10 protein-coding genes and 1 tRNA gene are annotated in these 14,494 nt (G+C 70.4%); 3 read left to right on the top strand and 8 right to left on the bottom strand.

From position 1 onward, the window contains the following. The first annotated feature begins 430 nt into the window (after positions 1 to 430). Positions 431 to 2,512: a glycosyltransferase family 4 protein gene (locus F9278_RS19170; RefSeq protein WP_152169453.1), complete on the top strand. Its 2,082-nt coding sequence runs from the start codon at positions 431 to 433 to the stop codon at positions 2,510 to 2,512. Positions 2,513 to 2,971: 459 nt separating this feature from the next. Here F9278_RS19170 and F9278_RS19165 read toward each other — a convergent pair whose 3' ends face one another. Both F9278_RS19165 and F9278_RS19160 read right to left on the bottom strand, forming a co-directional pair. Further along, entirely contained in the window at positions 2,972 to 3,649 is a 678-nt protein-coding gene (locus F9278_RS19165) for a TetR/AcrR family transcriptional regulator (RefSeq protein ID WP_020115615.1), read from the bottom strand. Next, positions 3,646 to 4,677 carry an acyl-CoA desaturase gene (locus tag F9278_RS19160; RefSeq protein ID WP_152169452.1) on the bottom strand — a complete coding sequence of 344 codons (1,032 nt, stop codon included), beginning with the start codon at positions 4,675 to 4,677 and terminating at the stop codon, positions 3,646 to 3,648. Before F9278_RS19160 ends, F9278_RS19165 begins: the two co-directional genes overlap by 4 nt. A 386-nt stretch (positions 4,678 to 5,063) precedes the next feature. On the opposite strand from F9278_RS19160, the gene ppc reads away from it, so the two are divergent. After that, positions 5,064 to 7,796, top strand: a complete 2,733-nt coding sequence (gene ppc / locus F9278_RS19155) for a phosphoenolpyruvate carboxylase (protein ID WP_152169451.1) — start codon at positions 5,064 to 5,066, stop codon at positions 7,794 to 7,796. 57 nt (positions 7,797 to 7,853) lie between these two features. Here ppc and F9278_RS19150 read toward each other — a convergent pair whose 3' ends face one another. The 6 genes from F9278_RS19150 to F9278_RS19125 form a co-directional block, all read right to left on the bottom strand. Further along, on the bottom strand, positions 7,854 to 8,375 hold the full coding sequence (locus F9278_RS19150) for a hypothetical protein (RefSeq protein WP_226966811.1): 522 nt from the start codon (positions 8,373 to 8,375) through the stop codon (positions 7,854 to 7,856). A gap of 89 nt (positions 8,376 to 8,464) precedes the next feature. Next, a complete protein-coding gene (gene pth / locus F9278_RS19145; RefSeq protein WP_152169449.1) occupies positions 8,465 to 9,067 on the bottom strand; it encodes an aminoacyl-tRNA hydrolase in 603 nt (200 codons plus the stop codon). Positions 9,068 to 9,304: 237 nt separating this feature from the next. Further along, positions 9,305 to 9,895, bottom strand: coding sequence for a 50S ribosomal protein L25/general stress protein Ctc (locus tag F9278_RS19140; protein ID WP_152169448.1), 591 nt, complete (start codon positions 9,893 to 9,895; stop codon positions 9,305 to 9,307). Positions 9,896 to 10,084: 189 nt separating this feature from the next. Next, a complete protein-coding gene (locus F9278_RS19135) occupies positions 10,085 to 11,059 on the bottom strand; it encodes a ribose-phosphate diphosphokinase (RefSeq protein ID WP_086759025.1) in 975 nt (324 codons plus the stop codon). A gap of 110 nt (positions 11,060 to 11,169) precedes the next feature. Next, on the bottom strand, positions 11,170 to 12,633 hold the full coding sequence (glmU, locus tag F9278_RS19130) for a bifunctional UDP-N-acetylglucosamine diphosphorylase/glucosamine-1-phosphate N-acetyltransferase GlmU (RefSeq protein ID WP_152169447.1): 1,464 nt from the start codon (positions 12,631 to 12,633) through the stop codon (positions 11,170 to 11,172). Positions 12,634 to 12,757: 124 nt separating this feature from the next. Further along, positions 12,758 to 12,829: transfer RNA gene (locus F9278_RS19125), tRNA-Gln, on the bottom strand. A 206-nt stretch (positions 12,830 to 13,035) separates the two neighbouring features. Between F9278_RS19125 and F9278_RS19120 the strand changes: the two genes are divergently transcribed. After that, positions 13,036 to 14,385: a sensor histidine kinase gene (locus F9278_RS19120; RefSeq protein WP_152169446.1), complete on the top strand. Its 1,350-nt coding sequence runs from the start codon at positions 13,036 to 13,038 to the stop codon at positions 14,383 to 14,385. The last annotated feature ends 109 nt before the right edge of the window (positions 14,386 to 14,494 follow it).

Here is a 14,494-nt window from a genome sequence, read left to right as displayed (position 1 = left end):
CTGATATTGTTCTTTGGCTTTCCTTTGTGCAGGATATATTCTCGGTTCACTTTTTGTTGCCTCTCGCGCGATGTCCGGGGAAGCGAGAGTTTGGGCTGTGACCAGGGGGGATCTGGGGCCAGTGAGTATCTGTTGAGCTGCCCGGCGCGTATGACGGGGATGATGACGCGCGCCACATAGGCTTTTTGCCGTCCGCTCGGTCCGTTTGGGATTCGCCGCGCCCCCTCTCTTCGTGGCTTTCCCGGCCGGCCGATTTCCGCTGCGCCCATTAATTCGCCACCCATCAGTCGTCACTCGCCGTTCGCCATTCGTTTATCGATTGCCGACCACGTAATAGCCGTGCCCGTACGCGCCTCCCGGCCTGACCACCAGGGGGTGCGCGGGTGCGATGCCGCCCGCGCTCGGGCGGGTCTCACAGGGGGAAACACCTATGAAAATCGCATTCCTGATCAACAACGCCTTCGGTATCGGCGGGACCATCCGCTCGACCACCAACCTGTCGGCCGCGTTCGCCGACCGCCATGACGTCGAGGTCGTCAGCGTGCACCGCTCCCGCGACGAACCGGCCCTCCCGTTCGACCGGCGCGTCCGTCTGACCTCGCTGATCGACCTGCGGGAAGGCGGCCCCGGCTTCGAGGGCGACCACCCGCTCACCGAGCTGCCGGGCACGATGTTCCCGTACAGCGGGGCCACCGGGAACCAGCCCTACACCGCGCTGCAGGACGAACGCATCGGTGGTTTCCTCGACCGCACCGAGGCCGATGTCGTCATCGCCACCCGCCCCGACCTCAACGGCTACCTCGCCCGCGACGGCAGCCGCCGCTATCTCCGCGTCGGCCAGGAGCACCTGAGCCTCGACCAGTACCGCGAGCCACTGCGCACCCACCAGAACGAGGCCATCGCCGGACTCGACGCCTATGTCACCGTCTCCGAGGCCGACGCCGCCCAGTACCGCGCAGCCCTGCCCGACGTCCGCACCACCATCGTCCGCGTCCCCAACGGGGTGCGGGCCCCCGCCGTCGAACGGTCCACCCTGGACTCCCGGACGATCGTCGCCGCCGGCCGGCTCATCCCCATCAAGCGGTACGACCGGCTCGTCGACGCCTTCGCCAAGGTGGCCGCCGAACACCCCGGCTGGACCCTGCGGATCTACGGGCGAGGCCCGCAGAAGGAGAACCTGCGGGAGCAGATCGACCGGCTCGGGCTGCACGACCGGGTGTTCCTGATGGGCGCGGTCTCACCGATCGAGACCGAGTGGGCCAAGGGAGCCGTCGCCGCCGTCTCCTCCGACATGGAGTCCTTCGGCATGACCATCGTCGAGGCCATGCACTGCGGGGTCCCCGTCGTCGCCACCGACTGCCCCCACGGGCCCGGCGAGATCATCACCGACGGCGAGGACGGTATCCTCGTCCCGCTCGACGGGGACGTCGACGCCTACGCCGACGCCCTGAACCGTGTCGTCACCGACGCGGACCTGCGGGAACGGCTCGGCGAGCGGGCACTCGTGACGGCCGGGGCGTACGCGCCCTCCGCCGTCGCCCACCGCTACGAGGCCCTCTTCGAGGAGCTGACCCGGTCCCGGCGCCGGGGTCTGTCCGGTGTCGCCCGGCTGAGACGGTTCGCCGCCCGTGTCGTCGGGCCCCGTCCCGCGAAGGCCGCGCCCGCCGCCGAGGCCGAAGGGAGCGCTCCCACGCCCACCGCGCACGCCCGCGCGACCGCCGACGGCGGTGTCACCGTCCTCCTCGACCCGGCCGAGCTGCCCGCCGGCCCCCTCGACTTCGTCGCCCGGCTCCGCCGCGACCCCGGAAAACGGCAGATCAGAGTGGAGGTCCTGCCGAGCGCCGAGGCCCCGGACACCGTGCTCCGGGCGACCCTCCGCCCGGCCGAACACACCCTCGCCGAGGGCCGCTGGGACTGCTATGTCGCACCGCGCGGCTCGAACGAGCGGGTGCGGCTGGCCGTACGGATGGTCGAACAGGCCGCGCTGGTCGGCCGGGCGCCGGCGGTCGATCAGCGGGGGGTGGGGGCGTGGATCCCGTACGCCACCGCCGACGGGTTCCTCGCGGTACGGACGTGGCTGCGGCCCGCGCACGCGGAGATCGACTCCGTCGAGGTGGGCGAGGGATCGGTGACCGTCACCGTGACGCGTCACGGTGACGGGGCGGGGGTTCCCCTGGAGGACGGGGCCATGGTGCGGGCCGTCTCCCGGGTCGATTCCGCGTACGACTTCTCCGTGGCCGTGCGGGGAGTGGGGGAGCGGGGGGTGCGGTTCACCGTGCCGTACGCGGCGGTCATGGCTCGGCGGAGCGTCGAGCACGACCTGTGGGATCTGCGGCTGGAAGGGGTGCCTGTGGGGCGGATCGGGGGCGACGTGGTGGAACGCCGGAAGACCGATCTCGTGCCTGGGCGGGTGGTGGAGCACGGTGAGCGGGGACTTACTCGAGTGCGGCCGTATTTCACCGTGAACAACGAGCTGGCACTCAGCGCGAAGGATGTGGACGGGGGCGCCTGATGGCTCGGGGGGTTCGGTTCGTTGGCGGGTGCGGGTGCGGGTGCGGGTGCGGGTGCGTGGGGCTGGTCGCGCAGTTCCCCGCGCCCCTGAAAGCCCTGGGCGCGCCCCATGCCGTCAAGGGGCGCGGGGAACTGCGCGAGAAGCCCCCACCGGACCCGCGCTCGGCGACGAGACCGCACCCCCCACTAGGTCCTGTCGTTTGGATCACGCCTGGGCCGCGGGGCGTGGCACGGACTCCCCCACTGTCTTAAAGCAACGGCACTGGTCTTGAGGGCGTGGGGGACCCCCAGCCGCGTTGTCGTCGGTTGCCGACTCCCCCACTCTCGACTTCGCGCGAGCGGGAGGTACCGCCATCGCGTCGACGCCCTCCTCCGCCTCGCGGCCGCACGCACCACGCCCCGCTCACCGGCGGTCACCAGGCACCGTGGCCCGAAGCCGGCGCGATCCGAACGACAGGCCCTAGCTCTTGCGGTGCCCGATCAGCCGCGGCTTCTGGTTGATGCCGTCCAAGCCGTGCCACGCCAGATTCACCAGATGCGCCGCCACCTCCGCCTTCTTCGGCCGGCGCACGTCCAGCCACCACTGCCCGGTGAGCGCGACCATGCCGACCAGCGCCTGCGCGTACAGCGGTGCGAGCTTGGGATCGAAGCCGCGGCTCTTGAACTCGCGGCCGAGGATGTCCTCGACCTGCGTGGCGATGTCGGAGATGAGGGAGGCGAAGGAACCCGTGGACTGCGGGATGGGCGAGTCACGGACCAGGATGCGGAAGCCGTCCGTGTACTCCTCGATGAAGTCGAGCAGCGCGAACGCGGCCTGTTCGAGCAGTTCCCGGGGGTGCCCCGCCGTCAGCGAGCTGGTGACCATGTCCAGCAGCCGGCTCATCTCGCGGTCCACCACCACCGCGTACAGGCCCTCCTTGCCGCCGAAGTGCTCGTACACCACCGGCTTGGACACCCCGGCCTTCGCCGCGATCTCCTCCACCGACGTCGCCTCGAAGCCCTTCGCGGCGAAGAGGGCCCGCCCGACCTCCAGCAGCTGTGCTCGGCGCTCGGCGCCCGTCATCCGGGTGCGGCGCACACGCCGCGGCTTCTCGTTGCTCGGGGTGCTGCTGGAGTCGGTCGCCACGGCGTCAATCATGCCGCCTCGGCGGGCGCCTTCCGGTGCCCGGAGCCGTCCTCACCCGTGTTACGCCTGGAATCGATACGTGAGCGTGACGGCCAGCGGACGTCGTACGCCCAGCCGAACACTTCGAACCAGCGGATGAGCCGCGCGGAGGAGTCCAGCTGGCCGCGCTCCACACCGTGCCGGGCGGAGGTGGGGTCGGCGTGGTGCAGGTTGTGCCAGGACTCGCCGCAGGAGAGGACCGCCAGCCACCACACGTTGCCCGAGCGGTCCCGGGACTTGAAGGGGCGCTTGCCGACCGCGTGGCAGATCGAGTTGATCGACCAGGTGACGTGGTGCAGCAGCGCCACCCGGACCAGCGAGCCCCAGAAGAACGCGGTGAACGCGCCCCACCACGACATCGTCACCAGACCGCCGATCAGGGGCGGGAGGGCGAGGGAGAGCATCGTCCAGAAGATGAACTGGCGGGAGATCGCCCGGAGCGCCGGGTCCTTGACCAGGTCCGGCGCGTACTTCTCCTGCGAGGTCTGCTCCTCGTCGAACATCCAGCCGATGTGGGCCCACCACAGGCCCTTCATCAGCGCGGGGAGCGTCTCGCCGAACCGCCACGGCGAGTGGGGGTCGCCCTCGGCGTCGGAGAACTTGTGGTGCTTGCGGTGGTCGGCCACCCAGCGCACCAGCGGGCCCTCGACGGCCATCGAACCGGCGATCGCCAGCGCGATCTTCAGCGGGCGCCTGGCCTTGAAGGAACCATGGGTGAAGTGCCGGTGGAAGCCGATCGTGATGCCGTGGCAGCCCAGGTAGTAGAAGAACACCAGCAGGCCGAGATCCAGCCAGCTGACGCCCCAGCCCCAGGCCAGCGGTACGGCCGCGAGGAGCGCGAGGAACGGGACGATGATGAAGAGGAGCAGACTGATCTGCTCGATCGAACGCTTCCGCTCGCCGCCCAGCGTGGCCGACGGCGCCGCGGAGTCGGTCGCTGCGGAGCCTGGGGAACCGTTCGCATTCGGTGCGTCTTCGATCACATCGGACCTTGTGCTCATGGGGCGTCCCCTGTGGGGTCGAGGGTGGAGAGAGGGGGGAAGTGCCTGCGGAAACAGCGTGCGGGGGCTACCTGTCGGCTGTCCCTACGGTTCCGTAACCTACGGCATCGTAAGTATGGCAGCGCGGTGCCGGGCGGCAAGAGCCCACCGGTCTGCCCGTCATGGGTGTAGCGGGCGGGCCCGATGGACAGGTGGCACTCAGTGCCGCAAAAGTGGCACCCGTCGCCGGAGGGGTCCGGGCGGCCACCTATCCTGGACTCGGTCGGACAGCGCGGTCCGCTCCGAATCCTGCCCGGATGCCAGGGTCCGCGACAGCGACCCGGACCGCCGGGCCCCCACCCGGGTTCCCCTCCAGACGAGCTTCAACACTGCAAGGAGCCGCACCTGTGAGCAGTGCCGACGACCAGACCACCACGGTCAGCAGCGAGCTGCGCGCCGACATCCGGCGCCTGGGTGACCTGCTGGGCGAGACCCTCGTACGCCAGGAGGGCCCCGAGCTACTGGAGCTGGTCGAGCGCGTCCGCCGCCTGACCCGCGAGGACGGCGAAGCCGCCGCCGACCTGCTGCGCGGCACCGAGCTGGAGACCGCCGCCAAGCTGGTCCGCGCCTTCTCCACCTACTTCCACCTGGCCAACGTCACCGAGCAGGTGCACCGCGGCCGGGAGCTGAGGGCACGCCGTGCCGCCGAGGGCGGACTTCTCGCCCGTACGGCCGATCGCCTGAAGGACGCCGACCCCGAGCACCTGCGCGAGACGGTCGGGAACCTCAATGTCCGCCCCGTCTTCACCGCGCACCCCACCGAGGCCGCGCGCCGGTCGGTGCTCAACAAGCTCCGGCGTATCGCCGCGCTCCTGGAAACCCCCGTCATCGAGTCCGACCGCCGCCGCTACGACACCCGGCTGGCCGAGAACATCGACCTCGTCTGGCAGACCGACGAACTGCGCGTCGTCCGCCCCGAGCCCGCCGACGAGGCCCGCAACGCCATCTACTACCTCGACGAACTGCACGCCGGCGCGGTCGGCGACGTCCTGGAGGATCTGACGGCGGAGCTGGAGCGCGTGGGCGTGAAGCTCCCCGACGCCACACGCCCCCTCACCTTCGGCACCTGGATCGGCGGCGACCGCGACGGCAACCCCAATGTCACCCCTCAGGTGACCTGGGACGTCCTCATCCTGCAGCACGAGCACGGCATCAACGACGCCCTCGAACTCATCGACGAGCTGCGCGGCTTCCTCTCCAACTCCATCCGCTACACGGGCGCCACCGAGGAACTGCTCACCTCGCTGCGGGCCGACCTCGCGGCCCTGCCCGAGATCAGCCCCCGCTACAAGCGCCTCAACGCGGAGGAGCCCTACCGACTCAAGGCCACCTGCGTCCGGCAGAAGCTGGAGAACACCAAGCAGCGCCTGGCCAAGGGCATCCCGCACGAGGACGGCCGCGACTACCTCGGCACCTCCGAGCTGATCGGCGATCTGACGCTGATCCAGACCTCGCTGCGCGAGCACCGCGGCGGCCTCTTCGCCGACGGCCGGATGAACCGCACCATCCGCACGCTCTCCGCCTTCGGCCTCCAGCTCGCCACGATGGACGTCCGCGAGCACGCCGACGCCCACCACCACGCCCTCGGCCAGCTCTTCGACCGCCTCGGCGAGGAGTCCTGGCGGTACGAGGACATGCCCCGCGAGTACCGCCACAAGCTCCTCGCCCGCGAACTGCGGTCCCGGCGTCCGCTGGCTCCCACGCCCGCGCCGCTGGACGCCGCCGGCGCCAGGACCCTCGGCGTGTTCGAGACCGTGAAGAAGGCGCTCGCCGTCTTCGGGCCCGAGGTCATCGAGTCGTACATCATCTCGATGTGCCAGGGCGCCGACGACGTCTTCGCCGCGACCGTCCTCGCCCGTGAGGCCGGGCTCATCGATCTGCACGCCGGCTGGGCCAAGATCGGCATCGTCCCGCTGCTGGAGACGACCGACGAGCTGAAGGCCGCGGACACGATCCTTGAGGAGATGCTCGCCGACCCGTCCTACCGGCGGCTCGTCGCCCTGCGCGGCGACGTCCAGGAGGTCATGCTCGGCTACTCGGACTCGTCGAAGTTCGGCGGCATCACGACATCGCAGTGGGAGATCCACCGGGCACAGCGCCGACTGCGTGACGTGGCGCATCGGTACGGAGTACGACTGCGGCTGTTCCACGGCCGAGGCGGCACGGTCGGCCGTGGTGGCGGCCCGTCCCACGACGCGATCCTCGCGCAGCCGTGGGGCACGCTGGAGGGCGAGATCAAGGTGACCGAGCAGGGCGAGGTCATCTCCGACAAGTACCTCGTGCCGTCCCTGGCCAGGGAGAACCTGGAACTGACGGTCGCCGCCACGCTCCAGGCCTCCGCCCTGCACACCGCGCCCCGCCAGTCGGTGGAGGCGCTGGCCCGCTGGGACGCGGCGATGGACGTCGTCTCGGACGCCGCGCACGACGCCTACCGCAGGCTCGTCGAGGACCCGGACCTGCCGACGTACTTCCTCGCGTCGACGCCGGTGGACCAGCTTGCCGACCTGCACCTCGGCTCACGGCCCTCCCGCCGCCCCGGCTCGGGCGTCTCCCTCGACGGGCTGCGGGCCATCCCGTGGGTCTTCGGCTGGACCCAGTCACGGCAGATCGTGCCCGGCTGGTTCGGCGTCGGCTCCGGCCTGAAGGCGCTGCGCGAAGCGGGACTGGACACCGTGCTCGACGAGATGCACGAGCAGTGGCACTTCTTCCGCAACTTCCTCTCCAACGTCGAGATGACCCTCGCCAAGACGGACCTGCGGATCGCCCAGCACTACGTCGACACGCTCGTCCCCGACGAGCTCAAGCACGTCTTCGCCACGATTCGGGCCGAGCATGAGCTGACGGTGCGTGAGGTGCTGCGCGTGACCGGGGAGGGGCGGCTGCTGGACGCGAACCCTGTCCTTCAGCAGACCTTCTCCATCCGGGACGCCTATCTCGACCCGATCTCGTATCTCCAGGTCGCCCTGCTCAAGCGTCAGCGTGACGCTGCGGCGGCGGGGGAGGCGGCCGATCCGTTGCTGGCGCGGGCGTTGCTGCTCACGGTCAACGGGGTCGCGGCGGGGTTGCGCAACACGGGGTGACTTCGGGGGTTCGTTGTCGGGTGCGGGTCCGGTGGGCCGTCAGTCGAGAACGAACCCTCAGAGCGCCACCCACGCCGCCGTGATCAGCACGACCCCCAGCCCGCCCAGTACCCACGCCGAGCGGACCATCCGCAGGCCGCCGGCCACGACCACCGCCGCCAACAACAGGGCCCCACCGAGCGGCACCCACGCGTGCAGCAGCCCCGCCGGCCCCGTCCGGACGACATCGCTGCTGCCCGGCTTCACGACCACGCTGTACGTCTGTCCCGTCTCCACCGCCACCGACCGCTCGATGTCGACGCGCTCCCGGGCCCGCGACCCCGTGGACACCGGCTCGTACGGCCCCCAGCAGGTCTCGTCCTCGCACCGGGACACCGTGATCGTGCCCTGCTCGCGCCCCTTGCTGAGCATCACGTGCTGCGCGCAGCCCCAGGAACCCCACACCCCGGCGATCAGGATCAGCAGCGCGATCGCGCCCATGGCCCCCAGCCGCCCGTACCGCAGCGCGGTCGACGCACCGCCGCCGCTCGGGCGCGCACGGCGCCGCGAACGGGGAGCGGGGGCTTTGCTGGCAGGCATGGCGGGGATCATTGGCCATGGCACAGCGGTCGGTCAACTCCCGCAGGCCAGCGCGGGGAACGAGCAAATCAGGACTTATGTGTATCGGGTCAGGAGTTGTACGTGCCCTGCGCCCGCTCCAGCCCCTCGATCACCAGACACTCCACCGCGTCCGCCGCACGGTCCACGAAGTAGTCCAACTCCTTGCGCTCGGTGGCGGAGAAGTCCTTCAGCACGAAGTCCGCGACCTGCATCCGGCCCGGCGGACGACCGATCCCGAACCGCACCCGGTGGTAGTCCGCGCCCATCGCCTTCGTCATCGACTTCAGCCCGTTGTGACCGTTGTCACCACCGCCGAACTTCAGCCGCAGTGTGCCGTAGTCGATGTCCAGCTCGTCATGGATCGCGACGATGTTCGCCACCGGCACCTTGTAGAAGTCCCGCAGCGCCGTCACCGGCCCGCCCGAGAGATTCATGTACGACATCGGCTTGGCCAGGATCACCCGGCGGTTGGCCGGCCCCGGCGGCCCGATCCGCCCCTCGATGATCTGCGCCTGCGCCTTTCCGGCCCGCTTGAACCTCCCCCCGATCCGCTCGGCCAGCAGATCGGCCACCATGAACCCCACGTTGTGCCGGTTCGCCGCGTACTCGGGCCCGGGGTTGCCGAGCCCGGCGATCAGCCAGGGGGCGTTGGCGGGGGTGGTCACGTCCATCTCGCTTCCTGTGTACGGCGCGTAGCGCCGCGGTACCTTCCTGTAATCACCAAAGGGATCGGTTCGGGCTGGACCGCGGCCTTCGGGTTGGAAGCCCGCCGCTTCAGCGGTGGGCGGAGTCACGTCTCCTTGATACGCGCAGCGAGCGAGGAGAGCGAGCGCGCGTACAGCGCGCTCCCGCTGTACGTCAGCCGCTGCCCCTCGCGGGAACAGCGGCTGACGAAGCGACGGCGAGGCTCAGGCCTCCGCGGCCGCGTCGCCCTCGGCGGACTCCTCCGACGGCTCCTCCGCCTGGGCGGCCAGCACCTGGAGGACGACGGCGTCCTCGTCCGTCGCCAGCGTCGTGCCCTTCGGCAGCGGGATGTCCTTCGCCAGGATGGAGGCACCGGCCTCCAGGCCCTCGATGGAGACGGTGACCGACTCGGGGATGTGCGTGGCCTCGGCCTCGACGTTCAGCGTGCTGAGCACGTGCTCGAGCAGGTACGCACCCGGAGCCAGGTCGCCCTCGGTGTGGACGTAGACCTCGACGTTGACCTTCTCGCCACGCTTCACCAGGAGCAGGTCGACGTGGTCGAGGAAGCCCTTGATCGCGTCGCGCTGCACGGCCTTCGGGATCGCCAGCTGGGTCTTGCCCTCGATGTCCAGGCTGATCAGGACGTTCGGGGTACGCAGCGCGAGCGACAGCTCGTGGCCCGGCAGCGTGATGTGCACCGGGTCGGCACCGTGACCGTAGACCACGGCGGGAACCTTGCTGGCCCGACGGATACGGCGGGCGGCGCCCTTGCCGAACTCGGTGCGGGTCTCGGCTGCGAGCTTGACCTCGGCCATGTTCACTCCTCGTAGAACTGGGGAAAGGTGGTCACCCGGCCAAACCATCGGCCTGCTACGAAGAGCGCGTCGATAACGGACCGCCGTACCCGCGGGTACGGCCTCCCTCGCCGAGCAACTGTGACAGCTTACGCAGCGGGAAGGCCGTACAAGAAATCGATCTAGAGGAACCGTCCGGACACGGACCCGTCAGTGCTCGTCGAACAGGCTCGTCACCGAGCCGTCCTCGAACACCTCACGGACCGCGCTCGCGATGGTCGGCGCGATCGACAGCACCGTGATCTTGTCCAGCTCCAGCTCGCCCGGAGTGGGGAGGGAGTCCGTGAAGACGAACTCGCTCACCTTCGAGTTCTTCAGGCGGTCGGCGGCCGGGCCGGACAGCACACCGTGCGTCGCCGTCACGATGACGTCCTCCGCGCCGTGCGCGAACAGCGCGTCCGCCGCGGCGCAGATGGTGCCACCGGTGTCGATCATGTCGTCGACCAGGACACACACCCGGCCCTCGACCTCGCCGACGACCTCATGGACGGTGACCTGGTTCGCCACGTCCTTGTCACGCCGCTTGTGCACGATGGCGAGGGGCGCGCCGAGACGGTCGCACCAGCGGTCCGCCACCCGGACACGGCCCGCGTCCGGCGAGACCACCGTCAGCTTGTTCCGGTCCACCTTCGCGCCCACGTAGTCCGCCAGCAGCGGCAGCGCGAACAGATGATCGACGGGGCCGTCGAAGAAGCCCTGGATCTGGTCCGTGTGCAGGTCGACCGCGAGAATCCGGTCCGCGCCCGCCGTCTTCATCAGGTCCGCCACCAGACGCGCCGAGATCGGTTCACGCCCGCGGTGCTTCTTGTCCTGTCGCGCGTAACCGTAGAACGGCACGATGACGGTGATCGAGCGGGCCGACGCGCGCTTCAGCGCGTCGATCATGATCAGTTGCTCCATGACCCACTTGTTGATCGGAGCCGTGTGGCTCTGGATCAGGAAGCAGTCCGCACCGCGCGCCGACTCCTCGTAGCGGACATAGATCTCGCCGTTCGCGAAGTCGAAGGCCTTCGTCGGGACGACCCCGACACCCAACTGCTGGGCGATCTCCTCGGCAAGCTCGGGGTGGGCGCGGCCGGAGAAGAACATCATCTTCTTCTCGCCGGTCGTCTTGATCCCGGTCACAGCACTGTCTCCTCAGAGGTTCTCAGCCAGGCAGGCGGAAGCCGCTCGCTCAGCTGGGGTGCGGGTGTGCACTTATCACGGTACGACGTCCTTGGCGCACCTGTTTCCGGTCAGCTTTCGCTTTCGTCCTCCCGGGCAGCGGTCTCGGCGGCCTTGGCCGCCGCGCTCCCCGGGCGCTTACGAGCCACCCAACCCTCGATATTCCGCTGCTGGCCACGGGCCACGGCCAGCGAACCGGGCGGTACATCCTTCGTGATCACGGACCCGGCGGCGGTGTACGCGCCGTCCCCGACCGTGACAGGCGCCACAAACATGTTGTCCGAACCCGTCTTGCAGTGCGACCCGACGGTGGTGTGGTGCTTGCTCTCCCCGTCGTAGTTCACGAACACGCTCGCCGCGCCGATGTTGGTGTACTCACCGATGGTGGCATCACCGACGTACGACAGATGCGGGACCTTCGTCCCCTCGCCGATGTGCGCGTTCTTGGTCTCGACATACGTACCGATCTTGGACTTCAGACCGAGACGGGTGCCGGGGCGCAGATACGCGTACGGTCCGACGGTCGCCTGCGGGCCCACCTCGGCGCCGTCCGCGACGGTGTTGTCCAGGCGTGCGCCGGCGCCGACCCTGGTGTCCTTCAGCCGGGAGTTGGGCCCGACCTCCGCGCCCTCGGCGAGGTGCGTGGCGCCGAGCAGCTGGGTGCCCGGGTGGACGACGGCGTCCTGCTCGAAGGTCACGGTGACGTCGACCCAGGTGGTGGCGGGGTCGATCACGGTCACCCCGGCGAGCATGGCCTCGGTGAGCAGCCGGTCGTTGAGGACGCGGCGGGCCTCGGAGAGCTGCACCCGGTTGTTGATCCCGGCGATCTCCCGGTGGTCACCGGCGACGGAGGCACCGACCCGGTGCCCGGCCTCGCGGAGGATCCCGAGCACGTCGGTGAGGTACTCCTCGCCCTGGCTGTTGTCGGTCCTGACCTTGCCGAGGGCGTCGGAGAGCAACTGGCCGTCGAACGCGAAGACACCCGAGTTGATCTCACGGATCGCGCGCTGCGACTCCGTCGCGTCCTTGTGCTCCACGATGGCGGTGACGGCCCCCGAGGCGCCGTCCCGCACGATCCGGCCGTAACCGGTGGCGTCCGGGACCTCGGCGGTCAGCACGGTCACGGCGTTGCCGTCGGCGGAGTGGGTGGCGGCGAGGGCCCGGAGGGTCGCCCCGGTGAGCAGCGGGGTGTCGCCGCAGACGACGACCACGGTCCCGTCGACCACGGTCCCGTCGACCACGCCGCCCAGCTCCTCCAGCCCCATGCGCACGGCGTGCCCGGTGCCGTTCTGCTCCGCCTGGACGGCCGTACGTACGCCGGGGTCGGCCTCGGCCAGGTGCGCGGTGACCTTCTCGCGGGCGTGCCCCACGACGACGACCAGGTTCTCGGGGTCCAACTCGCGCGCCGCGGCGAGTACATGGCCGACCAGCGAACGGCCGCAGATGCTGTGCAGGACCTTCGGTGTGGCCGACTTCATACGGGTGCCCTCACCCGCTGCGAGTACGACGACGGCTGCCGGGCGGGTTGCGCTCACGGGGATGCCCTTCGGCTGTGGATGGGGAGGGGGTTGTCATCCGCAGGATACCGGGGCGTTGCGAGGGGGAAATGTGAGTTGGGCCCTGACCTGGTTCATGGGGTAAGGGCCCAACTGGACACAGCTCCCCCGCCAGGACTCGAACCCGGACAAATGGCACCAAAAGCCACGGTGCTGCCAATTACACCACGGGGGACTGATTCGACAGATCGGACAATTGGCCGGATCGTCGAGCGGCGCCTCCTACTATGCCGTACCAGGTGCCTTCCGTGCGACGGTACAAGGTCGCGCTCCCGGCGGCGCGGACGGGGATTCGCTTCCGTTTCGGCGGGGCGGGGTGGTGTGGACCGGTACGGGAAACTCGCCGGAAAAGCGGGGGCGCTCGAACGTAGGCTTGGGTGTATGACCACGACGGGGGAAGACCGCACCGGGGCCGGGACGGGGGACAGGGTCGGGCCGTGGTGGTGGGAGCGGTGGCGGGGGGCCCTGCTCGACGGTGGGCTGGCGTTGGTGTCGGCAGTCGAGTGCGCGGTGGAGGGCGTGGACTTCGCCCGGAACGCGGCGCTGCCGGAGGGCGTGGGGGTCGTCTTCGGGGCGCTCGCGGGGTCCGTGCTGCTGGTGCGACGGATGTGGCCCGTGGCCGTGGTGCTCGTCTTCATCGCTGTCGCGCCCGCTCAGATGGGGTATCTGATGGGTCTCGTCGGGCTGTACACGCTGGCGGCGTCCGAGGCGCCGCGGCGGATCATCGCGGCGCTGTCGGGGATGGCGTTCGCCGGTGTGTTCATCGTGTGGTTCGTGCAGGCGACGCAGAGCGACATGCGGGGGGACGGGGCGGTCGGCGGCGGCGACGCGTTCGCGACGTTCCTGGCGTTGACGATGGCGATCGGGCTGACCGCGCCGCCCGTGCTGCTGGGGCTCTACGTCGGGGCGCGGCGGCGGCTGATGGAGAGTCTGCGGGAGCGGGCCGATTCCCTGGAGCGGGAGCTGCAGTTGCTCGCGGAGCGGGCGGAGGAGCGGGCGGAGTGGGCCCGGGGGGAGGAGCGGACCCGGATCGCCCGCGAGATGCATGACGTCGTCGCGCACCGGGTGAGCCTGATGGTCGTGCACGCGGCGGCCCTTCAGGCCGTGGCGCGGAAGGACCCGGAGAAGGCCGTGAAGAACGCGGCGCTCGTGGGGGACATGGGGCGGCAGGCGCTGACCGAACTGCGGGAGATGCTCGGGGTGCTGCGGTCGGGGGAGGGGTTCTCCTCGATGGCGCGGGTGGACTCGGTGTCGGGGCCGGCGCCGGTGCCGCTGGCGGCGGTGGGGGCCGCTGCCGCGGCGGCGGCCTCGCGGGCCGAGGACGAGGCCGGGGAGGGGCCTCGGCTGGCCGAGCTGGAGGTGCTGGTGGGGCAGTCGGCGGCGGCGGGGATGGTCGTCGAGCTGTCGGTGGAGGGGGAGGTGCGGGTGTACGCGGCCGAGGTGGAGCAGACGGCGTACCGGGTGGTGCAGGAGGCGTTGACGAACGTCCACAAGCACGCGGCGGGGGCCAAGACGCAGGTGCGGCTCGCGCATCGGGCGGCGGAGATCGCGATGCAGGTGGAGAACGGGGCGCCGCCGGAGCCGGGGGCGGCGGGGGCCGCGCGGTTGCCCAGCGGGGGGAACGGGTTGCTCGGGATGAAGGAGCGGGTGGCCGAGCTGGGGGGCGTTTTCGTGTCCGGGCCCACGGATGCCGGGGGGTTCCGGGTGTCTGCGGTGATTCCGGCGGCGTAGGGCGGTGTGCGCGGCCGGGGTGCGGGGGTGGGCCCAGCCGCTCGGCGGTTACGAGGCGCCGCCTGCGCCACCCTCCCCCACGCTCGGCTTCGCTCGCGCGGGAGGTGCC

The organism is Streptomyces phaeolivaceus, from assembly GCF_009184865.1.
Classification (GTDB): Bacteria; Actinomycetota; Actinomycetes; order Streptomycetales; family Streptomycetaceae; genus Streptomyces; species Streptomyces phaeolivaceus.
The sequence above is the reverse complement of the archived record's forward strand: the minus strand, read 5'-3'. Positions and strand labels throughout refer to the sequence as shown.